Origin of the sequence: Streptomyces sp. MMBL 11-1, from assembly GCF_028622875.1 — a bacterium.
In the GTDB taxonomy this organism is placed as follows: Bacteria; Actinomycetota; Actinomycetes; order Streptomycetales; family Streptomycetaceae; genus Streptomyces.
This window is the reverse complement of the sequence record NZ_CP117709.1, coordinates 4193920-4220322: the sequence shown is the minus strand read 5'-3', so window position 1 is coordinate 4220322 and position 26403 is coordinate 4193920. Positions and strand designations below refer to the sequence as shown.

The window sequence follows — 26403 nt, the reverse complement described above, 5'->3', positions numbered from 1 at the left end:
GCACCGCGCCTGCTGGGTCACCGCTGGGGGACTTCAGCCAATCAGCCGCCGGGCCGCTCCGGCGGCCCGGCGGACGCAGCTTCCTGCTGGTGGTCCGGCAGGAAGCTGCGACAGGCTCCGACGATCTCCTCAAGATCCGCCACGGCCGCGTGCACACCCTCTCCGAGCAGGACCCCGGTGGGGTTGAGCAGCACCTCGTCCACCCCGGCCCGCCGGTACTCGTCGAGCGTGCCGGCGATCTCCTCGGGGCTCCCCGCCACCACCACCCGGTCGCGCAGCAGGGCGTCCACGGTGCCCGCCGGGTCGTGCGGATCCAGGTCCAGTCCGGCGGCACGGAGCATCGCCGCGTAGTGCGGCGTCGCCACATGGCCGGCGGTCGCGGCGTACGCCATGCCCCGGACGTCACGGCCGGGACGGTCGACGACGACGTGGACGGAGGTCGCGAGGCGGGGCGGCCGTGGCCTGCCCGCTTCCGCCGCGCCCTCCTGGAGCGCCGGGAGCAGCGTGCCCGCCACGTAGGCGGGTGGCGTCATCCACGTGACGGCGACATCCGCCACCTCACCGGCGGTACGCGCCATGCCGGGCCGGAGCACCCCCGCGCCCACCTCGACCCGCGGCGCGTGCGGAAGCTCCGGCAACGTGCCGTGGAGGTGGTGGTACGGGCCGCTGGCCGCCACCGGCTCGCCGTCCAGGAGGGCGCGTACCGACCTCAGATAGTCGCGGACCGCGGTGCGCGGGCTGGCGTAGGGGCGCCCGGCCAGCCCGGCCACGAAGTCCGGGTTGCCGATGCCGAAACCCGCGACGACCGGTTCGCCGGTGAGCAGCGCCAGCGACCGGGCCTGGAGCGCCGCCTCGTAGGGGTGACGCAGCGGGAGCAGCGTCACACTCATCCCGACCGGGACCGTGTGCCCCGCGCCCGCCAGATAGGCGAGCGTCTGGTGGGTCTCGGCCCGGAAGGACTGGCACATCCACAGGCGCCGGGCCTCCGAGCGCCCGACGAGCGCCGCGAAGGGGGCGACCAGTTCGGGGTGGTCGGGCTGGAGCGGGTAGAGAACGGCCGGGTTCACCGGTGGTCACCCTTCTGATCGCGGAGTTCAAGAGGCCCGCCGGAACCCCCGGGCAGCGCGGGGCCGCCGGTTCCGGCGGACCGGCCCGGGGCCGAGGCGGACAGGCCGTGCGGGGGCCGGTCCGGGGCCGGGGCGGAGGCGGACAGGCCGTGCGGGGGCCGGTCCGGGGCCGGGGCGGAGGCCGGCTCGTATGTCGCCATGACGGCCCGGCCGGGGTCCAGCCGGCGCGCGGCAGCCACCACCTGGGCGGGGGTGACGGCCGCGAGACGGTCCCGATAGCCGTCGAGCCAGTCCGGCTCCAGCCCCGCCGCGGCGAAGCCCGCCAGCGCGCTCGCCTCCTCGGCGCGGGTCGCCAGGGCGAAGCGGGTGAAGCCGGTCGCGTAGGCGCGGGCGCGGTCCACCTCCGCCGGGGACGGGCCCCGGGCGGCGAGCTCCCGGAGGCACCGGGTGATCTCACCGGAGATCCGGTCCGCGCTGCCCGGTGCGCCCGCGCACTCGATCTCCAGCCAGCCGCCCGCCCCGTTCTCGCGGAGCCGGGCGGAGACCGCGTACGCGAGCCCGTGCCGGTCCCGGATCCGACGGCCGAGGCGGCCGGAGGCGTAACCGCCCAGCAGCAGCTGAGCCAGGTGGAACGGGGCGTGCTCCGGGTCGGCGGTGGGGACGGAGGGACCAACGGCCAGGACGAGAGCCTGGTCACCGGGCCCGGCCGTACGGCCCCCGCCGGTGCCGCCGGTGCCGCCGCTCCGGCCGCTCCCGTCGCAGCCGCTCGCGTCAATGCCGCTCCCGTCACCGCCCTCGACGACGTCGAGCCGGACCCGCCCCGGCCGGGGGTCCTGACGCGTGAAGCGCGGGAGGGTCAGACCCGACGGGCCGCCCGTCCAGGGCGCGAGCCGCTCGCCCGCCAGGCGCAGCACGGTGTCCGGCTCGGCGCCCGCCAGGACGACGAGTGACGACCCGCCGGGCACGACGGCGCGCGCGTGAAGGGCCCCGAGGTCATCGGGCGCCAGGGAGACCACGTCCAGAAGCGGTGCCGTACCACCGGAGCGGGAGGACAGCGGGTGCGGCCCGAAGCCGTGCGCGAGCGCGGCACGACGCAGCCGTACGCGGCGCGCGGGGGCCCGGGGAGCGGCGGCCGCCCGGCGCTGGGCGAGGGCCACCTCCCCCGCCTCGTACCGCGGCCGTACGAGCAGCTCGGCCAGCAGGTCGAGCGCACCGGGGAGGCCCGGCGCGAGCACGCTGACCGAGAGGATCAGGGACTCGGCGGTGACGACGGTGCTGATCTCGGCGCCGAGGTCGGCGGCGCGGTCGGCGATCTCCTGACGGTCACGGTCCCGGCTGCCCGTCCCGAGACAGGCCGCGAGGAGCTCCTGGGCGGCGGCGAGGCCCGGTTCGGTGCGCGCGTAGGGGATGACGAGGCGCAGCTCCGCGAGGGGGGCGCCGGGGGCGTGCGTCGCGAGGACGCGCAGCCCGGTGGGCAGGACGGCGGCGGTGGTGCGGTTCATCCGGCGGCGCCTTCCCGGGCGACGAGTTCGGTCACGGTGGTGGGCCCGTCCAGCAGGGCGCGGGCCGCGTCCGCCACCTGCGCGGGGGTGGTGGCCCGCAGCTCCTCGGGGAGCCCGTCGGGCCCGGCGGACCCCGGCAGGAGCAGGGCGGCGCGGCCGAGGGCGACGGCGCGGGCGGGGAGCGAGTCGGTCTGCCGGTGGACGGCGACCAGCAGGGAGTTCACCGCCCGCCGGTGCTCGGCCTCGGAAGGCGGCCGGTCCGCGAGCGTCCGCAGGACGGACCGCCAGACGCCGGCCGCCGCGTCGACGCCGGTGCCGGGCGCGCGGCCGAGCACCGCGAGGGTCAGATCGGGGGCGGCCGAGGCGAGCCACTGGCCGTGGTAGCCGCAGGTGACGGTCGCGAAAGTAAGGCGATGCCCGTCCCGCGCCGACCGCGCCACCGCCGGCAGCCGGGACCGGCCGAGCACCTGCGCCAGAACGACCTGGGCGAGGTACGCGGGGCGTTCGGCGACCGGGGCGGGCAGACGGTGTCCGATCACCACGCCTGGCGTGGGGCCGGGCACGGGCGCGGTACGGATCTCAAGGAGCGGACCGGGGGCCGGGGCGGGCGGCCGGGACCGTACGGGCGACCCCCCGGAGCCGTGCGCGGCCGGGGGGCCGAGCGGGGCGAAGAGTTCGTGCGCCGCCGCTGTGACGCGCGCGGGATCGATGTCCCCGACGACCGACAGGACCATCCGCCGGGGCGTGTAGTGGGTGCGCTGGAAGCGTTCGGCCTCGTCGGCGCCGATGCCGTCCAGCTCGGCGGCCGTACCGAAGCTGTCCCTGCTTCCCGGGTAGAGCCCGTCCAGCGCCGCCTCCCAGTACCGGCCGCCGGGCCCCGCCCCGCGGATCTCCTCGGCGATGACGGCGGTCTCGGTGCGGATCACGTCCCGGGTGGGCGCGAAGCCGAGCAGGCGGCGCGCCTCCGCCGCCAGGACGGCCGGCAGGAGACCGGCGGGGACCGTGGTGTGGAAGACGGTGTGGTCGCGGTGGGTCTCGGCGTTGCAGACCCCGCCCGCGCCCTCGACCAGGGCCGCGTGGCCTCCCCCGTCGCCGGCGCCCGGGCCGGAGCGGGGGAACATCAGGTGCTCGACGAGATGCGCCGTGCCGTGCCGCCCGGCGGGGTCGTCGTCCCCTCCGGCCGCCACGGTCAGGGCGACGGCGGCGAGGCCGCGCCCGTACTGCGGGACCGCCTCCGCGCACACCCGCAGTCCGTTGGCGAGCACGCTCACCCGCCCCGCGGCCGCGTCCGGGGCGGCGGCGGCGGTCGCGTGCGGGCTCATGCCAGCGGCCGGAACACGGACACGCACATCTTCCGGCTGTCGCCCCCGTCGAAGGGCTGCTCGCGCCAGCCCGCGTACCGGCCGACGAGCTCCAGACCGGCGATGGCGCCCAGCAGGTCGAGCTCTCCCGGCCACACGTAGCGCATCACGGTGGTGGCGGACCGGGGTGCGTCGCCGTCCAGGAAGAGCGTGCTCTGCAGCATCATGTTCTGCGAGGCGGGCAGGACGCCCACGGACTCGATGAGCGCCCCGCGCGCGCCGATCGGATACGTGTTGACCTCGTTCTTCTTCTGTACGTGGTAGTCGCTCGGGTCGAACGTCTCGATGACCACGTGCCCGTCCGCCGCCACGTGCCGCGCCATCGCGTGCGTCAGCGCGATCTGTTCGTCGACCGCCATCGCGCAGCACAGCACGTTGAAGGGGGCGAGGACCACGTCGAAGGTGCGACCGAGATCGAGACCGGAGAAGTCGCCGTGGACCGGGGTCACCCGCCCCTCCGGGTCCTTCTCCGCGAGGCGGGCCAGCATCCCCTCCGAGGTCTCGACGCCGTGGACGTCGAAGCCGCGCTCCGCGAGCGGGAGCGCCACCCGGCCGGTGCCGACGCCGAGTTCGAGGACGCTCGCGCCGGGCGAGGTGAGGGTGAGCAGGTAGGTGCCGATGTCGTCGAGGTCGGGTGTGCTCGGGTAGATCTCGTCGTACACCCCGGCGAGGGCGTCGCTGTAGGCGGTGGTGATCGCCGCACCGAAGCCGCCTGCCCCGGCGGGGGCTCCCGCGTCCTCGGCCGCCTCCGACGCGTCCCCGGTCGCCGTGGTCCCGGCGGTGGTCGTCGCGTCCGACGCGTCGGCGGCGGTCATGGTGTCCGTGCTGTCGGCGGCGGTCGTCGTGTCCGTGCTGTCGACGGTGGTCATCGGGCTCACACTCCAGCGGTCGTGGTCATGGTGTCCGCGGCGAGGTCGGTCTCGGGACGCTCGGGGTTCGCGGTGAGGTTGCTTTCGGGGCGCTCGGGGCGCTCGGGGTTCGCGGTGAGGTTGTTCTCGGGGTGCGCGGGGTCGATGCCCGCCGCGCGGAAGGCCCGTACGACGTGGCGGGCGAGGTCGTCGGCCCCCTCCAGGGCGTGGTCGACGAGCGCGGTGGCCAACGCGAAGCTGCGGTGCTGCCCGAAGCTCATGCCGTCGTGCCCGGGGCGCGGGTCCCGCGGGTCCCACGCGGCGGCGACACCGGGGGCGAGCCGCGCGGTGAAGAGCGAGGTGTCGGCGCCCAGCCCCGGCAGGTCCCGGACGGCGGCCACCACGGCCCGTTCCGCCGGTGCGTGGTCGCCGTGCAGATAGACGACGACGCTGTCGCGGCGCGGGTAGTCGTCCTCGTCGGAGAGGACCTTGGCGTGGTAGCGCGCCCCGGCCCCCTCCAGCGCGGCCAGCGCCGCGGCCCACAGCGCGACGGCCCCGTCCGCGTCGCGGGCGTGCAGGAAGAGGCGGCGGACCGGGCCCGCGGGGGACGGCAGGGCCCGCGATCCCATGACGTAGAAGAAGCCGGGTGAGAGAGCGGGGCGCGCCGCCTCCAGCGCGACCTCGACCAGCTCGCCGGGGGCGGGCGTACCGGGGGTGACGAGCCGGTCGGCGCCGATCCGGGCGGTGATCTCCGGCAGCCGTACGACCAGTTCGCCGGCGTCCGTGACCTCGACCAGCCGCCCCGTGACCGGGGTCCTGGCGTGCGGCACGGCCTCGGTGAGCCGGCGCTCCAGCGCGGAGTCGCGCAGCGACCTGCGGGGCGGGGCGTCCGCGTCCCTGCGGTGCGCTCCGTTCCCGGCGTGGAACTCCTCGTACAGCGCGTTGGTGAGCCGGCCGCGCAGGTCGCGCGGGCTGTCAGCGGTCAGCTTCCGCCCGGCGACCTCCGCCGCGAGACCGTCGGCCCGTACGGACACGAGGTCGAGCGCGGCGGTGAGACGCGGTGCCGGGGACGGCTCGGCGGAGAGGGGCAGCGGCGGACGGTCGAGGGTCATCGGGGGCTCCCGGACATGGCGGCGGTGCGGCGCGGCACGGCGGCGGGTGCGGTCAGACGGAGGGTGGACACGGCCCCGGCCGGATTCAGCAGCAGGGTCCGTCCGATCCCGGCGGCGGCGCGCGCGACCGGGTTGAGGACGGCGTGCGCCTGCGCGGTGGCGATGAGCCGGTCGAACAGGTGCCATCCCGCGAACCCGACGGCCCGCTCCGCCAGTTCCCGGTCCGGGGTCCGGCAGCTGGTGTAGCCCTCCCAGAAGGCGGCGATCCGGGGGATGTGGCGGCGCAGCCCGGCGGTGCCGCGTTCGACGATCTCCTGGTGGGTGAGGTCGAAGCCGAGCGCGACGGTGTCCCCGGCGGCGGCCTCGCCCGTCGGCGCGAAGACGGAGTAGGTGGCCTGGAAGAGCCACTCGCCGACGAACGCTCCGACGTCCCGGGCCGGATCGGCCCACCTGAACTCCTCCCAGTCGCAGAGGTAGAGCGAGCCCCCGTGGACGATGAACTGGTCGAAACGCAGGTCGCAGTGGGCCGGGGTGTGCGGCGCCGTCCGCTCCCGCTCGCGCAGCCGGTGGAGCGCGGCGACGACCTCGGTGTCGTCCTGGACCAGCTTCCAGGCGGCGATCTGCGCCATGCTGCGGTCCTGGACCTCGCTCCACGGAAAGGCCCGCAGCCAGCGCATCGGCGGCAGGGGAGCCTCACCCGTGTCGATCACCACCTCCGCCGCGCCGACGGCCGGGGCCTGTCCCGTGCTCGCCGGGCCGCCCACCGGCTCCATGGCGTGCAGGGTGGCGACGGCACGCCCCGCCTCCCGGCACAGCTCCTCGTCGAAGTCGCCGTCCAGCGCGACCTCCGAGCCCGAACGGGCCCCGGGGAGCAGCCGGAAGGCACTGACGGCGGCGGCCCGATCGGTCCCGAGGTGTTCGGGCGTACGCAGCGGCGAACCGGCCGGGAGACGTGCGGCCGACGCCTCGAAGGCGAGCGCGCGGTCGATCTCGGGGCGGCTGCCGTCGGAAGACCGGGCGACCGTCTTGACGAAGACCCGGTGACCGCGGGTCGTCGTCCCGGCCCAGTTGTCGTTGCGGCCGCCGAAGGCGGTCAGCCCCTCCGGCGCGAAGGGGCCGAGGCCCAGCCGCTCCAGCAGCGCGTTCACCTCCGGTGCGGCGTCGAGGCCGGTCGGCCGGTAGCGGATCAGCGCCGGCTCTTGGTTCGTCGTGGTCGTCATGACACTCCTCGGGGGACCGCCCGGCGGCCCTCCTCATCGATCAACTCGGCGGTGAAGGCGAGGTAGTCCAGCAATTCGTCGCTCCACTCGCAGTACGTGGCGAAGTCCCGCATGTGCGTGACGACGCGGAGCACGGCGCAGCGCCCCACGGCCGCCGGGTCGTACACCGGGCCCCGGCCGCCGGCGCGGTCGCCGCGTCCGCAGCCGTCGCCGTCGCCGCCGCCCCCGGAGCTCCCGGTGCTCCCGGTGCCCTCGCCGTACACGCCCAGGAACACGTGCTGGAGGACGGCAGCGGACGGCAGCCCGGCGCCCTCGCCCGGAGCCCCGGCGCCGTCGTGCGCGGCGCGGTAGAGCGGTGACGACCATGCCAGCTCGACGAGGTCGCCGAGCATCCAGCCCAGGTCCAGCTCCCGGCGCCCGGCGCCGAGGTCGTGGCCGGTCAGCAGCGCCACCCTGCCGCGGCTCCTCGGCGGCACGAGCGCACCGGTCGAGGCCCAGCCGTGGAGGAGCACGGCCGACGCCCCCACGCCCGTGGGCCGTTCGGCGTCGTCCGCCCAGTCGAGGAGCCGCGCCGTGCGGGCGCCGCCCCACACCTCCAGCGCGTGTCGCCGGAGCCGCTCAGCGGCGGGGGCCAGCGGAACCGTCCCGCTCGCCCACTCCCGCAGCCGCCGCAGGCCCGGCGGCGGGGCCGGTGCGGGGCCCTGGGGCAGGGGGACGCCGTGCAGGGCTCGCAGAGCCCGGGCGGCGGCGGTGAGGGAGTGGGCGACGAGCCGCCCGGCCTGCGGGCGGGGGTCCCGCAGCCAGGCGGCGGCCGAGGCGGAGCCGGCGGCCCGGTGGAGCAGCCCGGATCCGTGCGTCTGCCCGGTGGACAGCAGCGCGCCGCCCACGACGGCTTCCTCGCCGGGGACGAGCGCGACCAGCCGGCCGGGCGCACGCAGGGGCCCGGCGTAACGGTGCCCCGGGCCGTGCCACCACAGGAAGCCGCCGTCCGGTTCCTCGTACACCCGGGTGGCCTGGAGGCCCGTACCGTGCTCCGCCACGAGGACGGCCGCTCCGGTCAGGGGGCCCGCTCCGGTCAGGGGGTCCATCCCGGCCAGGGGGTCCGTTCCGGTCACGCCGCCCGCTCCCGCTCCCGGTCCCGCTCCCGCTCCCGGTCCCGGTCACGCTCCCGGTCCCCGGCCGCGTCGGGGCGGCCCGGCGCCGGTCCGGTCCCGGTCCCGTCGCCGCACGCGGCTCTCGGAGCGCCGCCGCCCCCGCTCTCCTTCCGGCGCGCGACGCAGAGGTCGTACAGCTCGTTCAGCGGGGCGGAGCCGCCGTCCGCCACCTCACCCGTGCGCGCGCTCCGCGCGGGGATCGTCGGCGCGAGCACCACACCGGGCCGCTCGCGCAGCACCGCCAGGTGTTCGCGGACGACCGGGCTTCCGAGCGCACCGGGCGGCAGCGACGGCGCGACACCCACCAAGGCCCGGGTGGTGTGCAGCGCGACCATCAGCGGTGTGTCGGCGACGCCGAGCGCGTACCGGCCGACGAAATTCAGTGTGGCGGGATGGACGAGAATCAGGTCCGCCCATTCCGCGAGTTCGACATGGGGCACGTCGACGCCGGAGAAAGTGTTCCAGTCGTCGATGAGCACTTCTTTTCCGGAGAGCACGGCCACCGCGTCCCGTGAGACGAACCGGCACGCGGAGCGCGTCAGCGCCACCCGCTTCTCCACATCGGGAAAGGAGTTCCCGAGCCAGTTGATCCAGAACGGCAGGAAGGCGACGCCGAGGGCTCCCGTCCCCACGACGAGAATGCGCTCGAAGTCCCGTTGCTGTTCCTCCACGACGCCTCCTGTGCGCGTTGGGGCCGGGGCCCGGCCGGAGTGTGCACTCCGGCCGGACCCCGCGGCTCACTACGAAGAGAGCCTGGTCAGCACTTGTTCTCGACGGTCTTCGCGGCGAGCGAGCCGAGAGCGGCGGCGCACTGCTGCGAGGAACGCGCGCTGATGATCGTGGCGCGGATCGCCCACGGAATGGTGGGGCTGAACGCCGGCGCGGCGTCCTTGCCGTCGTGCAGGCCCAGTTCCTCGGCGGAGGTGTAGGCGGTGTAGCCGTCGAACAGGTCCTGCTCGGTGACGTTCTGCATCAGGTTTCTCTCCATGAATGGGATATGACGGCCGGTCATCTCTTCGATGCCCGGCGTCCGTTGCGGACAGAAAGAATGATGACCCGCGACGCATCGCCCGCACCATTGACTCTTGCGGCATTGCCGCAAGCGACAGTTCCCCCGCACACGAAGAAGGGGATAGAACTACGAGGGTGAACACACCTGACGCAGCAGAACAGTCTCCGGCAGAGCGGCCCGCGCTGCGGGCGCTGCTCTCGTACGCGCGTCCGCACCGCGGCGTCCTCCTCACCGTTCTGGCACTGACCCTTCTGGGCAGTGCCGCCGGTCTCGCGCAGCCGCTGGTCATCCAGTCGGTCCTGGCGAAGCTCATGACGGGCGAGGGGTTGCGGGACGACCTCCTCCTGCTGTTCGGCCTGCTGGTCGCCTCCATCGGGCTGACCTGGGTGCAGGCCTGGCTCAGCGAGCGGACCGCCGAGCGGGTCGTGCTCCAGGTCCGCCGCGGCCTCATAGCGCGCCTGATACGCCTGCGCACGGCGGAGTTGGACCGCGTCGAACCGGGCGGCCTGACCACTCGCGTCACGTCCGACAGCACGCTCGTCCAGCACGCGGCGACGGGCGGTCTCATCCAGCTCGTGGACGGATCGATCCACCTCCTGGCCACGATCGTGCTGATGGGCATCGTCAGCCTGCCGCTGCTCGGCATCACGTCCGCCGTGCTGGTGGTCGTGGGCATCGCGATGGGCGTCGTGATGCCCCGGATCAAGAGGGTGACCACCGAGGCCCAGACCTCCGTCGGCGAGATCGGCGCCGCGCTCGACCGGTCGCTCGGCGCGGCCCGGACCGTGAAGGCCAACGGGGCCGAGGCGAAGGAGACCGAGCGGGCGACCGACGCCGCCGAACGCGCCTACCGGGCCGGCCTCAAGGGGGCCCGCTATCACGCGCTGATCGCCGTGCTCGCCGGGCTGATCGTCCAGGCGTCCTTCCTCGCCGTCATCGGCTTCGGCGGCGCACTGGTCGCCATGGGCACCCTCGAACTGGCCGCGCTGATCGGCTTCCTGCTCTACCTCTTCAACCTGGGCGGCCCGGTCCTCTCGCTCGTGGGCGGGACCACGGCCCTCCAGCAGGGGCTCGGCGCCCTGGCCAGGATCGAGGAGGTGCGGTCCATGGCGGCGGAGGACGACGTGGACGGTACGCCGCCGGTGCCGTCCGGCCCGCCGCCCCGGGTCACGGTCGACGGCCTGACCTTCGCCTACGAGGGGCGCACTCCCGTCCTGGACGACACCACCTTCGTCGCACCGGCGGGGAAGGTCACCGCGATCGTCGGCCCGTCCGGCAGCGGCAAGACGACGGTGTTCTCCCTGATCCAGCGGTTCTACGACAGCGAGGCCGGGCGCATCCTGCTGGACGGCACCGACATCCGCACCCTCGGCCGGGCCGAGCTCCGGCGGCGTATCGCCTATGTCGAGCAGGACTCCCCCATGCTGGCCGGCACGCTCCGGGAGAACCTCCTCTACTCCGCGCCCGACGCGACCGACGAGGCCGTCGCCGACGTGCTCCGCAGGACCCTGCTCGACGACTTCGTCTCCTCGCTCCCGGACGGTCTCGACACGGCTGTCGGCTCCCGCGGCCTGGCGCTCTCCGGCGGCGAGCGCCAACGGCTGGCCATCGCCCGCGCGTTGCTGCGCCGCCCCCAGGTCCTGCTCCTGGACGAGGTCACCGCCCATCTCGACGGGCTCAGCGAGACCGCGCTGCGCAGGACCGTGGAGGAGGCGGCGCGGGACTGCACGGTGCTGCTCATCGCCCACCGGCTCTCGACGGTCACCTCGGCGGACCGGCTGGTCCTGTTCGAGAACGGCCGGGTCAGCGATCACGGACGGCACGAGGAGCTGCTGGAGCGCAGCGCCCTCTATCAGGACCTCACCGCCACGCAGTTGACCCCCGCCGGATCGTCGGCGCCTCACTGAGCGTCCGGGCGGCTGCCGCGCCCTGCGAGAATTCCGTGCGCCGGAACCGCCGGGACCGCCGGGACCGCCGGAACCGCATATCCGCTCGTCGAACAACTCTCTCGCTGAACACCCCCCTCAGCACGACCGAAGGGTTCAAGGATCCAGATGACCGACACCACTCCCCTGCCTCTGCCCGCCGCGACCGAGGACGACCACTACGGCGACATCGCCGTCGAACTCCTCGGCGAGCAGCGGGAGAAGCTCGTCGTGAGCGGCGAGCGGATTCCCACGATCACCATCGTCCGCGCGCCCGAGGCCGAGATCGACGACCACATCGTCATCGGCACCCGGGACCCCCGGCACCTCACGATCACGGTGGACGGCGAGGCCGCGACGATCAAGCCCGCCAAGGGCAGGCTGCGAAGGCAGTCCTACCGGGTCGACGTCGTCTGCGCGGGCACGCGCTACCGGCTCGTCCCCGACTCGATCCCCTGCAGCCGGCTGACCCGGGACGGGAAGCACCTCGGGGACTTCTCGTCGGACGGCGACCGCCGGGTGATCGCCGAGTGGCGGGAGGACGCCGGGCCCATAGAACCGCTCGACGCGGCCGTCGGCTACGCGCTGTCCGCGGCGTTCGGCACCGGAGGCCAGCCGATGTGGATGATGCTGGTCGACGCGATCAGCACAGCGCTGCCCGGCTGAGCACACGGCCGGCGGCCACACGTGAAGTCCCCTGCTGGAAGGGATTCCCGCAGGGGACTTCGGCTGTCGCGCCGCACCCGGAGGCCGGCCCGGGAGAAGGTCAGGTCACGGGCGCAGGCCCCTGATGTCCTCCGCGTACAGGTTCGACACGATCGCTGCCTCGAACCGGGACTTCAGGTTCAGCTTCCGCACGATGCTCGACGTATGCGCCCGGACCGTACGTTCCGTGATGCCGAGTCTCCGGGCGAGCCAGCGGTTCTGCTCGCCGCCGGCCAGCAGCGCGAGCACTTCGCGCTCGCGTTCCGTGAGCGTGGTGAAATCCAGTACCTGTCGGTCGGTCATCGCCGTCACAGCGGCCCCCTAGTTGTGATCATCCACTGTTGTCGTCTGTTGTCCGTCCCGCGTCCGTTCCTCGACCGGCCGGGACCACCTGCGCCTTTACCCTTCGATTACCCTTTCCCTCATCAGTTCGACGGCTGCGTGGCATCTGACCCATGCCCCAGCCGTCAGTTCGACGGGCGCGCGGCATCTGACCCATGCCGACGCGCCGGCAGTTGTTGTGCGGCACGCGGGGGGCGGCAGCGGTGAACGACGGAAGTCTGTCGATACTCGGTATCGACGCTACGGAGGAACGCGTCTATCGGTACTTCCTGCGCAATCCCGGGACGAGCACCGAGGACATCGACATCCTCCTCCACCGCCCGCGCGAGGACGTGGAGAAGGCCCTCGCCCGGCTCGACGAGCTGTGCCTCCTGCGTACCGACGAACACGGCGCGGCGACGGCGACCGATCCGGAGACCGCGATCGAGCGGCTCACGGAGATGCGGCTGCGCGAGCTGCACGAACAGCTCCACCAGGTCACCAGGTCCCGGCATCTGGTGGCCGACCTGACCGCCGAACAACAGGCCCGCCCCCTCGCCACGCAGGGCGTGGAGCGGCTCGAAGTCCTGCGGCACATCCGCGACCGGATCGACGACCTGGCCTTCTTCGCCCGGCAGGAGATCCTCTCCGTCGAGCCGTACACCACCCTCACCCCCGAGAACATCGCGCACGCGCGCCCGCTCGACACCCGGTGTCTGCGCCGGGGCGTGCGGATCCGCAGCGTGGTGCTGCGGGAGGCGCTCGACCACCCGCCCACCGTCGCCTACCTCCGCGAGCTCAGGGCACAGGGCGCGTCGATCCGGGCCGCGGACGACCTGTCCGAGCGCATCCTCGTCTACGACCGCCGGACGGCCCTGGTGCCCGTGGACCCGGCGGACACGTCGAGCGGCGCACTGGTCACCCAGCAGGCCGGCCTGGTCTCCAACATCCTGGCCCTGTTCGAGAAGATCTGGGCCGGGGCCACGGACCTCGCGGCCCTGATCGACACCGATCCCGCGCCGACGGGCGTGCTCTCGGAGATGGAGCAGCGTGTCATGGAGGAGATGTGCCGGGTCACGAAGGACGAGACGGGCGCCCGTAACCTGGACATCTCGGTACGGACGTACCGCCGCCACGTCGCTGACGTCCTCCGCACCCTGAACGCGACCAGCCGCCCGCACGCGGCCCTGCTGGCCCGTGAGAGGGGCTGGATCTGAGCCCCGGCACCACACGGGCGAGGGCCCGTCCCGTCGCCCTGGGAAGCGTCCGCAAGGCATCGTCGTCCGGCCTCGGGCCGGACGAGACTGTGCGGACACGGCCTAAGGGGCCCGCCGGCCGTCCTCCAGCGCCCAGCCCTCCAGCGTCCGGTCCTTCAGCGCCTCGGCGCAGCGCTCCCGCACGTCCTGCCGCCCGCCGCCCCGGACCAGGACCGTGATCCGGTCCTCCTCGATGCGCTGGGCGCACTCCCAGTGCGCGGGCAGCATCCCGAGGAGCCGGAGCACCGCGGTCCCGGCGGGCGCGGCGGGCACGGCGGGCACGGCGGCCCGGACCACCACAACCACGACCTCGGCTACTACCTCGGCCACGACCTCGGCCTCGACCGGACCGTCTACTGCCAGCCGTTGACGCACTGGACCTTGCCCCTGTCCGCTCCGAGAGTCTTCGGCAGCGGTAGGCCGCAGAGGAACCCGGAGACCGCGGCGGTCCTCTCCGACACGGCGTGCGAGACCCCCCACGGCAGCGTGGCCGCCCCGCCGTGCCCGGACACGACACCCGTCCCGGCACTGGCGTGGGCCGGGACGGCGGCCGCCCCGACGACCAGCCCCAGGATCATCCCCCCGGTACCGACCATCCTCCTGGTGAACGCGCAGACGCCCATGTGTTCCTCCCCGTACGTCATGTGGCTCGCCGGCTTCCCTCGCCGACGCCCACAAGCTTGCCACTGACACGTGCCCGTACCAGGGGTGATCACTGTCAACTTGCTGCATGCGGCGGGCTACTTGGTGCCAACCGTATTCCGCCGGAACACCCCGGAGATTTTCGGCCACTGGATGTACGGCGACCGGGCCACGTCGGGCACCGGGGGGACACACGACGACGGGGCCGGGAGAGCGTCATCCGCTCTCCCGGCCCCGGGGCTCACGCCGGCCGTGCCGGTCAGTCCATCGGCCGCTTCTGCTTCGGACGCCAGACCACCAGCGCGCTGGTCTGTTGCATGTCCTGGTACGGCACCAGGTCCCGGCGGTACGAGGCGTGCACCTGCGCCTCGCGCTGCCGCATGGCGACCGCCGCGCCGTCCACCGCCGCCGAGAGCTCGGCGACGCGCTGCTGGAGCGCCGCGACCTGGTTCTCCAGCTCGATGATCCGCTTGATGCCCGCCAGGTTGATGCCCTCGTCCTGCGACAGCTGCTGCACGGTGCGCAGCAGCTCGATGTCGCGGGCCGAGTAGCGCCGGCCGCGCCCGGCCGTACGGTCCGGGGAGACCAGGCCGAGACGGTCGTACTGGCGCAGTGTCTGCGGATGGAGGCCCGAGAGCTGGGCCGCGATCGAGATCACGTACACCGGTGTCTCATCGGTCAGCTGGTACGGATTGCGTCGACGGCCGTCCATCTCAAGCTCCCTTCGCAGCCTGGAACAGTTCCACCCGCGGGTCCTCGTCCGCGGTCGCCTTCCGATAGGCCTCCAGGGCGTCCCGGGCCTCCTGGCCCAGGTCCCTGGGGACCGCGACCTCCACGGTGACCAGCAGGTCTCCGCGGGTGCCGTCCTTGCGCACCGCGCCCTTGCCCCGGGCGCGCATCGTACGCCCGTTGGGGGTGCCGGCGGGAAGCTTCAGGGTGACCGGGGGGCCGCCGAGCGTGGGGACCTTGACCTCGCCGCCGAGCGTCGCCTCCGGATAGGTGACGGGCACGGTGACCGTGAGGTTGTCGCCCTTGCGGCCGAAGACCGGGTGGGCGTCGACGTGGACGACGACGTAGAGGTCGCCGGCCGGGCCGCCGCGTTCGCCCGCACCGCCCTTGCCGCGCAGCCGGATCCGCTGGCCGTCGGTGACGCCCGCCGGAATCCTCACCTGCATGGTGTGCGCCGACTTCGCCCGGCCGCTCCCCTTGCAGACGTCGCAGGGGTCCTGGGCGATGAGGCCCCGGCCCTTGCAGTCCACACAGGGGTCGGTGAGCGAGAAGCCGCCGCCGCTGCCGCGCGAGACCTGGCCCGTGCCGACACAGGTCGGGCAGACCCTGGGGGTGCCGTTCTTGTCGCCGGTGCCGGAGCACGCCTTGCAAGGCGCCTGGCTGGACATCCGCAGCGGGACCGTGGCCCCGTCGACCGCCTCGGTGAAGCTGAGCGTCACCTCGGACTCGACGTCCTGGCCGCGCCGCGGCTGAACGCGGGTGCCCGCGCCGCCACGGTTGAACAGCCCGCCGAAGACGTCGCCGAGACCGCCCCCGCCGCCGCCGCCGAAGCCGCCGCCCTGTCCGCCGCCACCCGGGGCGCCGCCTCCGAAGAGGTCGCCCAGGTCGAAGTTGAAGTTGCCGCCGGCACCACCGGGGCCGGCGCGGAAGCCGCCGTTGCCGAAGAGGGCGCGCGCCTCGTCGTACTCCTTGCGCTTCTTGGGGTCACCGAGGATGTCGTTCGCCTCGGAGATCTCCTTGAAGCGCTCCTCCGCCTTGGCGTCACCCTTGTTGGCGTCCGGGTGGAACTCGCGGGCGAGCTTCCGGTACGCCTTCTTGACCTCGGCGTCGGTGGCGTCCTTGGGGACGCCGAGAACCTTGTAGTAGTCCTTCTCGACGAAGTCCTTCGTGCTCATCGACGTCCCTCCTTCCGGACGATCGGCCGAGCGGCCGGCCCGTGGGCCGGCCGCCGGGCCGGTCGGTGTGCACCCTGGTGGTCAGACGCGTTGCCGTCAGACCTCCTCGGTGCCACCGCTCTCCTCGTCGTCTGTCTTCTCTTCCTTGGCCGCGGCGGGCGTGGCGCCCGGCTGCGGCTCGGCGACGGCCACCCGCGCGGGGCGGATGGTGCGCTCGCCGATGCGATACCCCGGCTGGAGGATCGCCACGCAGGTCGTCTCGGTGACGTCCGGCGCGTAGCTGTGCATCAGGGCCTCGTGGATCGTCGGGTCGAAGGGCTCGCCCTCCTTGCCGAACTGCTGGAGGCCCAGCTTCGCGACGGTGGTCTCCAGCGATTCGGCCACCGACTTGAAGCCGCCGACCAGCTCGCCGTGTTCCCGCGCGCGGCCGACGTCGTCGAGGACGGGCAGGAGCTCGGACAGGAGGTTCGCGACAGCGATCTCCTTGACCGTGACCCGGTCCCGCTCGACGCGGCGACGGTAGTTCTGGTACTCGGCCTGGAGCCGCTGGAGGTCCGCGGTGCGCTCACCGAGCGCGGTGCGTGCCTGGTCCAGCTGTGCGGTCAGACCGACGGTCGGGTCGAGGTCCCCGGCCGGGGCCGCCGTCTCCTCCTCGGAGGAGTCGGCAGCCTTCGGCTCGGCGTCATCAGGGGCGGCGCCGGAGGGGACGTCGGACTTCTCCTCGAAGCCCGGAGTCTCCTCGGTCACGCCGCACCGCCCTTGGTGTCCTTCTCGTCGTCCACGATCTCGGCGTCGACGACGTCGTCGTCGGCCTTGGCCTGACCGTCGCCCGGGGCGTCGGCGCCCGGGGTCGCGCCCTCGCCCTGGGCGTTGGCGTACATCGCCTGGCCGAGCTTCTGGGAGACGGCCGCGACCTTCTCGGTGGCCGTGCGGATCTCGGCGGAGTCCTCGCCCTTGAGCTTCTCCTTCAGCTCACCGACGGCGGTCTCCACCTCCGTCTTCACGTCGGCCGGGACCTTCTCCTCGTTGTCCTTGAGGAACTTCTCCGTCTGGTAGACGAGCTGCTCGCCCTGGTTGCGCGACTCGGCGGCCTCGCGGCGGGCGTGGTCCTCCTCCGCGTACTTCTCGGCCTCTTCGCGCATCCGGTTGACCTCGTCCTTCGGCAGCGAGGAGCCGCCGGTGACGGTCATCTTCTGCTCCTTGCCGGTGCCGAGGTCCTTGGCCGTGACGTGCATGATGCCGTTGGCGTCGATGTCGAAGGCGACCTCGATCTGCGGGACACCACGCGGGGCCGGCGGCAGACCGGTCAGCTCGAACATCCCGAGCTTCTTGTTGTACGCCGCGATCTCGCGCTCGCCCTGGTAGACCTGGATCTGCACGGACGGCTGGTTGTCCTCGGCCGTCGTGAAGATCTCGGAGCGCTTGGTCGGGATCGTGGTGTTGCGCTCGATGAGCTTGGTCATGATCCCTCCCTTGGTCTCGATGCCGAGGGACAGCGGGGTGACGTCGAGGAGCAGGACGTCCTTGACCTCGCCCTTGAGGACACCGGCCTGGAGCACGGCGCCGATGGCGACGACCTCGTCCGGGTTCACGCCCTTGTTGGCGTCCTGGCCGCCGGTCAGCTCCTTGACGAGCTCGGCGACGGCGGGCATACGGGTGGAGCCACCGACGAGAACGACGTGGTCGATCTCGGAGAGCTGGATGCCCGCGTCCTTGATGACGTTGTGGAACGGGGTCTTGCAGCGGTCCAGGAGGTCCGCGGTCAGCTGCTGGAACTGCGAGCGCGTGAGCTTCTCGTCCAGGTGCAGCGGGCCCTCGGCGGACGCCGTGATGTAGGGCAGGTTGATCGTGGTCTCGGTCGAGGACGAGAGCTCGATCTTCGCCTTCTCCGCGGCCTCGCGGAGACGCTGGAGAGCCATCTTGTCCTTGGACAGGTCCACGCCGTGCCCGTTGGCGAACTGCTTCACCAGGTAGTCGACGACGCGCTGGTCCCAGTCGTCACCACCGAGGTGGTTGTCACCATTGGTGGCCTTCACCTCGACGACGCCGTCGCCGATCTCCAGGAGGGACACGTCGAAGGTGCCGCCACCGAGGTCGAAGACGAGGATCGTCTGGTCGTCCTTGTCGAGGCCGTACGCCAGGGCGGCGGCGGTCGGCTCGTTGACGATGCGCAGGACGTTCAGGCCCGCGATCTCGCCGGCCTCCTTCGTCGCCTGACGCTCGGAGTCGTTGAAGTACGCCGGGACGGTGATGACCGCGTCGGTCACCTTCTCGCCCAGGTAGGACTCGGCGTCGCGCTTCAGCTTCTGCAGGATGAAGGCGCTCATCTGCTGCGGGTTGAAGCTCTTGCCGTCCAGGTCGATCTTCCAGTCAGTGCCCATGTGGCGCTTGACGGAGCGGATGGTCCTGTCGACGTTGGTGACCGCCTGGCGCTTCGCGACCTCGCCGACGAGCACCTCGCCGTTCTTGGCGAAGGCGACGACGGACGGCGTGGTCCTGGCGCCTTCGGCGTTGGTGATGACGGTGGGCTCGCCGCCTTCGAGAACGCTGACGACGGAGTTAGTCGTGCCCAGGTCGATGCCGACCGCACGTGCCATTTCAATTCCTCCAACTGACTACTTGAGCGGATCTGACTCAAGGATGCACGACGCCCCCTCCAGAGTCAACAGACCTGAGTCCCTTACGCTCAACTTAAGTGCACACGGAGAACACACCCAAGGCGCTTCCGCCCTCCTTGGGCACCCCTCGCCGCACCCGCGCACGCCACGCCCCTCACACACCACCCGACCCACGGTCTCACCATGGGATCGTTCTGTCACAAAATGCCGTGAGGCGGTCACAACCGTCACCGACCGGCAGGTTTCACCGTGGATCGTCACACCATCGGACCTCGAACCCCGGGCGGGCGCGATGCAGAACGCGAGGAAGCCGCGCGTACGGCGAAAGAAGAACCAGAGAAGCCAGAAGACCCCGCCCCCACCCCCGCGCTCACGCCCGTCCCCATACCCGTACAGGCCAGTGGCGGGAACGGTCAGGGGCCAGTTCCCCTCGCGCCCCGCTGCACGCCTGGCCGGCCTCACCGACCGGGCCGGACGGTTCGCGGACCGCTTCCTCCCCCGCGCACCGGCCGAACGGGTCCTGGACCTGGCTCTCGGCACCGTCCTGCTGGTCCTTACCGCCCCCGCCGTCGCCGTCGCGGCCCTCGCCCTGGGCGCGCGCCACACTCCGGGCGGCGCCTGGGACAGCCGGCTCCGGACCGGTCTCGGCGGCCGGGTCTTCGAGCTGCGCACCCTGCGCACCCGCAGGCTCCGGCTGGACCTGTGCTCCCGCCTGCCCCACGTCGTACGCGGCGAACTCTCCCTGGTCGGACCCGCCCCCCTGGCCCCGGGCGACCCACGGGCCGCGCGGCCCGGCGCCCGGCAGTGGCGGCAGGAACTGCGGCCGGGACTGACCGGGCTGGCACAGGTGCGCGCCCGCTCCGGCATGCCGTGGGACGACCCCGCCCTGCTGGACCAGCACTACGCGGAGCACCATGGAGTAGTGCTCGACCTGGCGATCCTCGCCGAAGCCGTACGCGCCCCCCTGCGGACGCGGCTCCGGAGGGCCCGCCGAACCAAGGCACACCTGAGCGACGCAGATCACCGACGCCCCGGCTACAGCACGGTGGAATAAGTGGATAGTGTCAGCACAGACTAATTAAGTTACTGCTTAGTAGTAGTGGGTAGTAGCAACTGGACCCCGCTCTCGCAGGCCCGAGGAGCCCCGAAATGCAACTCGCCGCGATCATTGTGTCGCTGGTGCTGACGGTCGTCGGCGTTGCGCTCATCACCCGAGCCGTCGCGCAGATCTACCGCTTCGTCCGTCTCGGACAACCGGTACCAGCAGGCAGCCGCACCGACGACCCCAAGCAGCGGACGATCACCCTGGTCAAGGAGTTCCTCGGCCACACCCGGATGAACCGGTGGGGGATCGTCGGCTTCGCCCACTGGTTCGTCGCCATCGGCTTCCTGACACTGCCGCCCACGCTGCTCCAGGCGTACGGGCAGCTCTTCCAGGCCGACTGGGTGCTGCCGGTCATCGGCGGGTGGCTGCCGTTCGAGATGTACATCGAGTTCATCGGCCTGATGACGGTCGTCGGCATCGTGGCCCTGATGGCGATCCGGCTGCTGAACCTGCCCTCCCGGGCCGGCCGCAAGTCGCGCTTCGCGGGCTCGAAGGCCTGGCAGGCGTACTTCGTCGAGTACATCATCCTGATCATCGGCCTCGCGATCCTGGTGCTGCGCGGCCTTGAGGGCGCGATCCACCACGTCGAGAGCTACGACGCCGCGTACTTCGTGTCGTACCCGCTGGTCCTCGCCTTCAAGGGGCTGAGCCTCAGCACGCTCCAGACGCTCATCTACTTCACCGCGATGATCAAGATCGGCACCTCGCTGATCTGGATGATCACGGTCTCGCTCAACACCAACATGGGTGTCGCCTGGCACCGTTTCCTCGGCTTCCCGAACATCTGGTTCAAGCGGAACGCCGACGGCGACGTCGCGCTCGGCGCGCTCCAGCCGATGACGTCGGGCGGCAAGGAGATCGACTGGGAGGACCCGGCCGAGGACGCGGTCTTCGGCGTCTCCCAGGTCGAGCAGTTCTCCTGGAAGGGCATCCTCGACTTCTCCACCTGCACCGAGTGCGGCCGCTGCCAGTCCCAGTGCCCCGCCTGGAACACCGGCAAGCCCCTCTCCCCCAAGCTCCTGATCATGTCGCTGCGCGACCACGCGCACGCCAAGGCGCCCTACCTCCTGGCCGGCGGCGGCAAGGACATGGAGGGCAACGAGAAGGCCACGGAGGAGCAGCTCAAGGACGTACCCGCGGCCGCCCTCGCCGAGGCCGAGCGCCCCCTCATCGGCACCGCCGAGGAGAACGGCGTCATCGACCCGGACGTCCTCTGGTCCTGCACCACCTGCGGCGCCTGCGTCGAGCAGTGCCCGGTCGACATCGAGCACATCGACCACATCGTCGACATGCGCCGTTACCAGGTGATGATCGAGTCCTCGTTCCCGTCCGAGGCGGGCACGATGCTCAAGAACCTGGAGAAGAAGGGCAACCCCTGGGGGCTGGCCAAGAAGGCGCGCGTCGAGTGGACCAAGGAGGTCGACTTCGAGGTCCCGATCGTCGGGAAGGACGTCGAGGACCTCACCGAGGTCGACTACCTGTACTGGGTCGGCTGCGCGGGCGCCCTGGAGGACCGGGCCAAGAAGACCACGAAGGCCTTCGCGGAGCTGCTGCACATCGCGGGCGTCAAGTTCGCGATCATGGGCGGCGACGAGAAGTGCACCGGTGACTCCGCCCGCCGCCTGGGCAACGAGCCGCTGTTCCAGCAGCTCGGCCAGGAGAACGTGGCCATGCTGAACATGGCGTACGGCGAGGACGATGAAGACACGACGACGAAGAAGCCCAAGTCGTCGAAGAAGATCGTCGCGACCTGCCCGCACTGCTTCAACACCATCGCGAACGAGTACCCGCAGCTCGGCGGCGAGTACGAGGTCATCCACCACACGCAGCTGCTCCAGCACCTCATCGACGAGGGCAAGCTGATCCCGGTGACCCCGGTCGAGGGCCTGATCACGTACCACGACCCGTGCTACCTGGGCCGCCACAACAAGATCTACACCCCGCCGCGCGAGATCATCGCGAAGGTCCCGGGGCTGCGGAACGAGGAGATGCACCGCCACAAGGAGCGCGGCTTCTGCTGTGGCGCCGGTGGCGCGCGGATGTGGATGGAGGAGCGGATCGGCAAGCGCGTGAACAACGAGCGCGTCGAGGAAGCCCTCTCCCTCAACCCGGACATCGTCTCCACCGCCTGCCCGTTCTGCCTCGTCATGCTGACCGACTCGGTCAACGGCAAGAAGAACGACGGCCAGGCAAAGGAGTCCATCCAGGTCGTGGACGTCTCCCAGCTCCTCCTGGAGTCCGTGAAGACCCCGGCCGATCCGGCGGGCGAGCCGGAACAGGTGGACGCGCCGGAGCCGGAACCGGCAAAGTGACGTAACGCGTCGACGCGATGAGCGGCCGGACCTGCCTCGGGGGCAGGACCGGCCGCTTTTCCGTACCCGGCTCCCCGGTTCGGCTTCCCCGGCCCGTCTTCCCCGGTCGGCGTCCCCGGCCCGTCTTCCCCGGTCGGCTTCATTGACCCGTCTTCCCCGGTCGGCTTCATCGACCCGGGAGTGGCAGCACGGACAGACCGCCCGCTCCTCACCCTCTCCGCAACGCTGCTCCTCCCTGAACTCCCCCGAACTCCCCTGAACTCTCCCTGAGCTTCCCCTGAGCTGCCCCTCCCCCGGGGCCCCGAGGAGCCCTAGGGGATGTCACAGGTCGGCCGCAATGGCGGGCGGGTTCCCCCGGCCCCCACTCCCCGCCCCCGGGGACCAGGTACGTTCGACGGGTGGCTGGATTCAGGATCGGACGCGGCCGGGACAACCGCACCCCGCAACAACCGCAGCAGCAGCGGCAGCAGCCGTACGGAGGGCAGGCACCACAGCCGCCGTACGGTGCACAGCCGTGGCCGACGGCAGGAGGTCCGGGCAACGGCGGAGCACCACCGCCGTACGGCCCCCCGCAGGGCGCCCCGTACAACACCGGCGGCGGCTACGCGGGCCCCGGGCCAGGCGGACACGGCGGACACGGCCAAGGCCCTCACGGTCACGGCGGTCACGGCGGTCACGGCGGTCACGGCGAACCGGAGTATTTCGGCGACCCGTACGCGGACCCCGCGCCCCATGACCCGTACGCCAACAACCCGGGTCACACGCAGGCGTTCCGCGTCGACGACGACCTCTACGGCGGCGGCAACACCTACCAGGCCGGTTCCGCGCCCGCCCAGCCGGCAGGCCCGCGCCTGCGCTGGAAGGAGCTGCTGACCGGGATCGTGGCGCGCCCGGGGCCGACGTTCTGGCAGATGCGGGACTACCCGGTCTGGGGCCCGGCGCTGGTCGTCACATTCCTCTACGGCCTGCTCGCCCTGTTCGGCTTCGACCAGGCGCGCGACGAAGCGATCAACGCGACGATCTCGACGGCCATCCCGTACGTCCTGTTCACCGGCGTCGGCTTCGTCCTCGGCGGCCTGGTCCTCGGCGCGGTGACCCACACCCTGGCCCGCCAGCTCGGCGGCACGGGCTCGTGGCAGCCGACGGTGGGCCTGTCGATGCTGATCATGTCGATGACCGACGCCCCGCGCCTCCTCTTCGCCGTCTTCCTGGGCGGCGAGAACTCGCTGGTCCAGATCGTGGGCTGGCTGACCTGGCTGGCGGCCGGCGCACTGTTCACGTCCATGGTCAGCAAGTCGCACGACCTGCCGTGGCCGAAGGCGCTGGGAGCATCGGCGATCCAGCTGATCGCGCTGCTGTCGATCATCAAGCTGGGCACGATCTGAGGAACCACGCGAACGGAGGGCCCCCGGGAGCACAGAACACGCTCCCGGGGGCCTTCTCACATACGGACTCGGCGCACGGCGCACTGCTCACGGCTGACGGCGCTGCGCGGGTAAGCGAGGTCAGGAGTCGAGAACCTGCCCGTCCCGCCGCACGACGGGCTTCTCCACACTCCACGGGAAGTTGATCCATTGATCGGTCTTCTTCCACACGTACTCGCACTTCACGAGCGAGTGGGACTTCTCGTAGATGACGGCGCTGCGCACCTCGGCGACATGGTCGACGCAGAAGTCGTGGACGAGCTTGAGCGTCTTGCCCGTATCAGCGACATCGTCCGCGATCAGAACCTTCTTGTCCGAGAAGTCGATCGCGTTGGGCACGGGCGCCAGCATGACGGGCATCTCCAGGGTCGTCCCGACCCCGGTGTAGAACTCCACATTCACCAGATGGATGTTCTTGCAGTCGAGCGCGTAGGCAAGCCCACCGGCGACGAACACACCACCCCGAGCGATGCTGAGCACGACATCGGGCTCGTACCCGTCGTCGGCGACGGCCTGCGCCAGCTCGCGCACCGCCCGCCCGAAGCCCTCGTACGTAAGGTTTTCCCGCACGTCACTCGCCATGGTTGATCACACCTGGGTCCGATGGAAGTTCTGGAACGACCGCGAGGCCGTCGGGCCCCGCTGCCCCTGGTACCGCGACTCGTACCGCTCGGAGCCGTACGGGAACTCGGAGGACGAGGTCAGCTTGAACAGGCAGAGCTGCCCGATCTTCATACCCGGCCAGAGCTTTATCGGCAGGGTCGCGAGATTCGACAGCTCCAGGGTCACATGTCCGGAGAACCCGGGGTCGATGAACCCGGCCGTCGAATGGGTCACCAGCCCGAGCCGCCCGAGCGAGCTCTTGCCCTCCAGCCGCGAGGCCAGATCGTCGGGCAGCGAGATCACCTCGTACGTGGACGCCAGCACGAACTCCCCGGGGTGCAGGATGAACGCCTCGTCGCCCTCCGGCTCGACCGTACGCGTCAGATCGGGCTGTTCGACGGCCGGATCGATGTGCGGGTACCGGTGGTTCTCGAACACCCGGAAGTAGCGGTCCAGCCGCACGTCGATGCTCGACGGCTGCACCATCGAAGGGTCGTACGGATCAATACGGACTCGGCCGGCGTCGATCTCGGCCCGGATGTCCTTGTCTGAGAGAAGCACGTCCCGAGGATACGCAGAACGCGCGAGCCCGCCCCAACCGGACCACCCGCGCGCCTGCGGAACACCTCCGCCCGCTTCCTCTCTCCCGCGGCCGCTTGCTACCGCTTCTCGAACGCCACCGGCACGGCCTGCCGCAACCGCGCACACCGGGGACACCGGATCAACCGCCCGGGCCCGATCCGGCCGGCCCCGAGCTGCTGCATCGGGAACGACGAGGTAGCGAAAACATGCCCTTCGGCACAACGGACGACGGTGCGCTCCATCGACTCCATCAAGTCCCTTCCCCAACCACACATGGACGAGAAAGCCACATTAGGGGATGAACAGGACGCCACTCCACGCGGCACTCCGACCACCCACGCTACGCCCCCAACTCCCGCCCATCACACCCCCGTCCACTCTCCCCCTCCCACCGGACACACAACACGGAGGCCCCACGGCTCATCCGCCGGGGGCCTGGCATGGGGTAGAGTGTGGAACGATGCAGCGCCGGTGATCGGCACGCTTCGCGGGTGTAGTTTAATGGTAGAACATGAGCTTCCCAAGCTCAGAGCGCGAGTTCGATTCTCGTCACCCGCTCCACGACTAAGGCCCAGGTCATCGACCCGGGCCTTGTTTGTTGTCTGGACCTGTCTAGGTGCGCCTCCCTGACCGAAGCTGAGCGAGGGCGTGCGCGACCGGCAAGTCGTACTGGTCCTTGTCCTGCTCCCAGAAGGCGAGTACCCGAGCCGTGGCCTCGGCCATGTCCGGGGGCAGGTCGGCCGCGCGGAGGGTGTCGGCGATCTCCTCCATCTCGGGTGCCCAGCGCCAGGCTCGGGCTGCCACGCTCGGTAGATACTCCGGATCGGAGAGGATCGCGGAAATCATGATCTCGGCTTCGGCCGTGAGCTGATCACCGACTCCATGGGCGTCGGCGAGCGCGTGAGCGATGCCGGCGAGGGTACGAGCGGCCTTCTGGTAGCTGGAGAAGGCCATCTTCAGAGCGGAAGCGGAGCCGGGTGTGTCCCCGACCCGGCACACGTGCAGCACAGAGTCCGTGAACAACGACGCCACCAGCTCGACGGCGGAGTCGGCCCCTGCGAGATAGAGCCGTGTGGCACGCCCCTCACCTGGCGGCTGACCGAAAACGGCACCGTCGACAACTGCGGAGCCGGGGCGGATCTCGTCGGCGATGCGCCGTACGCGTTGAGGGCTGATGGCGTTCACATCGGCGTACACCCCCGCGAAACCGTGCGCGGCCACCGCCGCCGCGACGTCCTCCGCCGCCTGTGGTGGGCAGACTGAAAGAACGACGGCGCTTCGGGACAGCGCTCCCGCGAGCGAGTCGTACGCCGTGGCACCGGCTTCCCTCCCGCGTAGCCAGGTGTCCTCACTGCGGCCCTTGGTCACCGACAGCACCTCATGGCCGCCGGCCACGAGCTCGGCGGTGATCGCCGCGCCCATGGTTCCAGGGTGGAGGACGGTCACGGTGATCACTGGCTGCTCCGGCGGTGCGCGACGTGGAGTGTTCCTGATCTCCATGATCCGCTGTCGCTCGGCACCGGCGGCTTCGGAATCAATGCCTGATGGCCGTCTGGGCACTGATGGCGGACAGAAGTGCCTCCGGTCTCGAACTCGCCGTTCAGGACGGGACAGCGGTACACGGGCTGCGGCCCCGACGGTCCTTGCAGCTCGTCTCAACCTGAAGCCGCGTCATGGGTACCGTGCAGGAGACGAACTCTGTACGGACAGACCACCGGCCGCGCCGGATC

25 protein-coding genes and 1 tRNA gene are annotated in these 26403 nt (G+C 71.7%); 7 read left to right on the top strand and 19 right to left on the bottom strand.

Going from position 1 to position 26403, the window contains the following annotated elements:
• Nucleotides 1-41 precede the first annotated feature (41 nt).
• From lxmJ to lxmA, 9 genes are all read right to left on the bottom strand, one after another.
• The gene (gene lxmJ, locus PSQ21_RS18565) at nt 42-1067 is read right to left on the bottom strand and encodes a F420-dependent peptide dehydroalanine reductase LxmJ (protein WP_274031676.1); all 1026 of its coding nucleotides are present in this window, start codon (nt 1065-1067) and stop codon (nt 42-44) included.
• Nucleotides 1064-2569, bottom strand: coding sequence for a M16 family metallopeptidase (locus tag PSQ21_RS18560; protein ID WP_274031674.1), 1506 nt, complete (start codon nt 2567-2569; stop codon nt 1064-1066). Before PSQ21_RS18560 ends, lxmJ begins: the two co-directional genes overlap by 4 nt.
• Entirely contained in the window at nt 2566-3891 is a 1326-nt protein-coding gene (locus tag PSQ21_RS18555; protein WP_274031673.1) for a M16 family metallopeptidase, read from the bottom strand. The genes PSQ21_RS18560 and PSQ21_RS18555 overlap by 4 nt, the downstream gene beginning before the upstream one ends.
• The gene (locus PSQ21_RS18550; RefSeq protein ID WP_274031672.1) at nt 3888-4799 is read right to left on the bottom strand and encodes a class I SAM-dependent methyltransferase; all 912 of its coding nucleotides are present in this window, start codon (nt 4797-4799) and stop codon (nt 3888-3890) included. The genes PSQ21_RS18555 and PSQ21_RS18550 overlap by 4 nt, the downstream gene beginning before the upstream one ends.
• A 5-nt stretch (nt 4800-4804) precedes the next feature.
• Nucleotides 4805-5890: a T3SS effector HopA1 family protein gene (locus PSQ21_RS18545; protein ID WP_274031671.1), complete on the bottom strand. Its 1086-nt coding sequence runs from the start codon at nt 5888-5890 to the stop codon at nt 4805-4807.
• A complete protein-coding gene (gene lxmK, locus PSQ21_RS18540) occupies nt 5887-7110 on the bottom strand; it encodes a class V lanthionine synthetase subunit LxmK (RefSeq protein ID WP_274031670.1) in 1224 nt (407 codons plus the stop codon). The genes PSQ21_RS18545 and lxmK overlap by 4 nt, the downstream gene beginning before the upstream one ends.
• Nucleotides 7107-8225 (bottom strand): hypothetical protein, encoded by a 1119-nt coding sequence (locus tag PSQ21_RS18535; RefSeq protein ID WP_274031668.1) that lies wholly within the window; start codon nt 8223-8225, stop codon nt 7107-7109. Before PSQ21_RS18535 ends, lxmK begins: the two co-directional genes overlap by 4 nt.
• Nucleotides 8222-8935, bottom strand: coding sequence for a flavoprotein (locus tag PSQ21_RS18530; protein ID WP_274031667.1), 714 nt, complete (start codon nt 8933-8935; stop codon nt 8222-8224). Before PSQ21_RS18530 ends, PSQ21_RS18535 begins: the two co-directional genes overlap by 4 nt.
• Nucleotides 8936-9021: 86 nt before the next feature.
• Nucleotides 9022-9237: a lexapeptide family class V lantibiotic gene (gene lxmA, locus PSQ21_RS18525; protein ID WP_018960897.1), complete on the bottom strand. Its 216-nt coding sequence runs from the start codon at nt 9235-9237 to the stop codon at nt 9022-9024.
• A 173-nt stretch (nt 9238-9410) separates the two neighbouring features.
• Here lxmA and PSQ21_RS18520 point away from each other — a divergent pair, with 173 nt between their 5' ends.
• Complete coding sequence (locus PSQ21_RS18520; protein WP_274031666.1) at nt 9411-11183, top strand: ABC transporter ATP-binding protein; 1773 nt, start codon at nt 9411-9413, stop codon at nt 11181-11183.
• Nucleotides 11184-11330: 147 nt separating this feature from the next.
• Complete coding sequence (locus PSQ21_RS18515) at nt 11331-11867, top strand: hypothetical protein (protein WP_274031665.1); 537 nt, start codon at nt 11331-11333, stop codon at nt 11865-11867.
• Nucleotides 11868-11972: 105 nt separating this feature from the next.
• Here the strand turns inward: PSQ21_RS18515 and PSQ21_RS18510 are convergent, their stop codons facing one another.
• Nucleotides 11973-12209 (bottom strand): helix-turn-helix domain-containing protein, encoded by a 237-nt coding sequence (locus PSQ21_RS18510; protein ID WP_257138450.1) that lies wholly within the window; start codon nt 12207-12209, stop codon nt 11973-11975.
• A 242-nt stretch (nt 12210-12451) separates the two neighbouring features.
• Between PSQ21_RS18510 and PSQ21_RS18505 the strand changes: the two genes are divergently transcribed.
• The gene (locus PSQ21_RS18505) at nt 12452-13444 is read left to right on the top strand and encodes a helix-turn-helix transcriptional regulator (protein ID WP_274031664.1); all 993 of its coding nucleotides are present in this window, start codon (nt 12452-12454) and stop codon (nt 13442-13444) included.
• A 102-nt stretch (nt 13445-13546) separates the two neighbouring features.
• Here the strand turns inward: PSQ21_RS18505 and PSQ21_RS18500 are convergent, their stop codons facing one another.
• The 6 genes from PSQ21_RS18500 to dnaK form a co-directional block, all read right to left on the bottom strand.
• On the bottom strand, nt 13547-13813 hold the full coding sequence (locus tag PSQ21_RS18500) for a hypothetical protein (protein WP_274031662.1): 267 nt from the start codon (nt 13811-13813) through the stop codon (nt 13547-13549).
• A gap of 23 nt (nt 13814-13836) precedes the next feature.
• A complete protein-coding gene (locus PSQ21_RS18495; protein WP_274031661.1) occupies nt 13837-14127 on the bottom strand; it encodes a hypothetical protein in 291 nt (96 codons plus the stop codon).
• 257 nt (nt 14128-14384) lie between these two features.
• The gene (locus PSQ21_RS18490) at nt 14385-14837 is read right to left on the bottom strand and encodes a heat shock protein transcriptional repressor HspR (protein ID WP_274031660.1); all 453 of its coding nucleotides are present in this window, start codon (nt 14835-14837) and stop codon (nt 14385-14387) included.
• 1 nt (nt 14838) lies between these two features.
• Nucleotides 14839-16029 (bottom strand): molecular chaperone DnaJ, encoded by a 1191-nt coding sequence (dnaJ, locus tag PSQ21_RS18485; RefSeq protein WP_274031659.1) that lies wholly within the window; start codon nt 16027-16029, stop codon nt 14839-14841.
• 96 nt (nt 16030-16125) lie between these two features.
• Nucleotides 16126-16776, bottom strand: a complete 651-nt coding sequence (gene grpE / locus PSQ21_RS18480; RefSeq protein WP_274031657.1) for a nucleotide exchange factor GrpE — start codon at nt 16774-16776, stop codon at nt 16126-16128.
• Nucleotides 16773-18626 carry a molecular chaperone DnaK gene (dnaK, locus tag PSQ21_RS18475; protein ID WP_274031656.1) on the bottom strand — a complete coding sequence of 618 codons (1854 nt, stop codon included), beginning with the start codon at nt 18624-18626 and terminating at the stop codon, nt 16773-16775. Before dnaK ends, grpE begins: the two co-directional genes overlap by 4 nt.
• A 421-nt stretch (nt 18627-19047) precedes the next feature.
• Between dnaK and PSQ21_RS18470 the strand changes: the two genes are divergently transcribed.
• The 3 genes from PSQ21_RS18470 (at nt 19048) to PSQ21_RS18460 (ending at nt 23449) form a co-directional block, all read left to right on the top strand.
• Nucleotides 19048-19701 (top strand): sugar transferase, encoded by a 654-nt coding sequence (locus PSQ21_RS18470; protein ID WP_274031655.1) that lies wholly within the window; start codon nt 19048-19050, stop codon nt 19699-19701.
• Nucleotides 19702-19796: 95 nt separating this feature from the next.
• Nucleotides 19797-22064, top strand: coding sequence for a (Fe-S)-binding protein (locus tag PSQ21_RS18465; protein ID WP_274031653.1), 2268 nt, complete (start codon nt 19797-19799; stop codon nt 22062-22064).
• 398 nt (nt 22065-22462) lie between these two features.
• Entirely contained in the window at nt 22463-23449 is a 987-nt protein-coding gene (locus PSQ21_RS18460; protein WP_274031651.1) for a Yip1 family protein, read from the top strand.
• A 120-nt stretch (nt 23450-23569) separates the two neighbouring features.
• Here the strand turns inward: PSQ21_RS18460 and PSQ21_RS18455 are convergent, their stop codons facing one another.
• Nucleotides 23570-24070 (bottom strand): phosphoribosyltransferase, encoded by a 501-nt coding sequence (locus tag PSQ21_RS18455; RefSeq protein WP_274031649.1) that lies wholly within the window; start codon nt 24068-24070, stop codon nt 23570-23572.
• A gap of 6 nt (nt 24071-24076) precedes the next feature.
• Nucleotides 24077-24652, bottom strand: a complete 576-nt coding sequence (dcd, locus tag PSQ21_RS18450) for a dCTP deaminase (protein ID WP_050358434.1) — start codon at nt 24650-24652, stop codon at nt 24077-24079.
• 508 nt (nt 24653-25160) lie between these two features.
• Here dcd and PSQ21_RS18445 point away from each other — a divergent pair.
• Nucleotides 25161-25234: transfer RNA gene (locus tag PSQ21_RS18445), tRNA-Gly, on the top strand.
• Nucleotides 25235-25285: 51 nt separating this feature from the next.
• Here PSQ21_RS18445 and PSQ21_RS18440 read toward each other — a convergent pair.
• Nucleotides 25286-26128 carry an NAD(P)-dependent oxidoreductase gene (locus PSQ21_RS18440; protein ID WP_274031648.1) on the bottom strand — a complete coding sequence of 281 codons (843 nt, stop codon included), beginning with the start codon at nt 26126-26128 and terminating at the stop codon, nt 25286-25288.
• Nucleotides 26129-26403 lie beyond the last annotated feature (275 nt).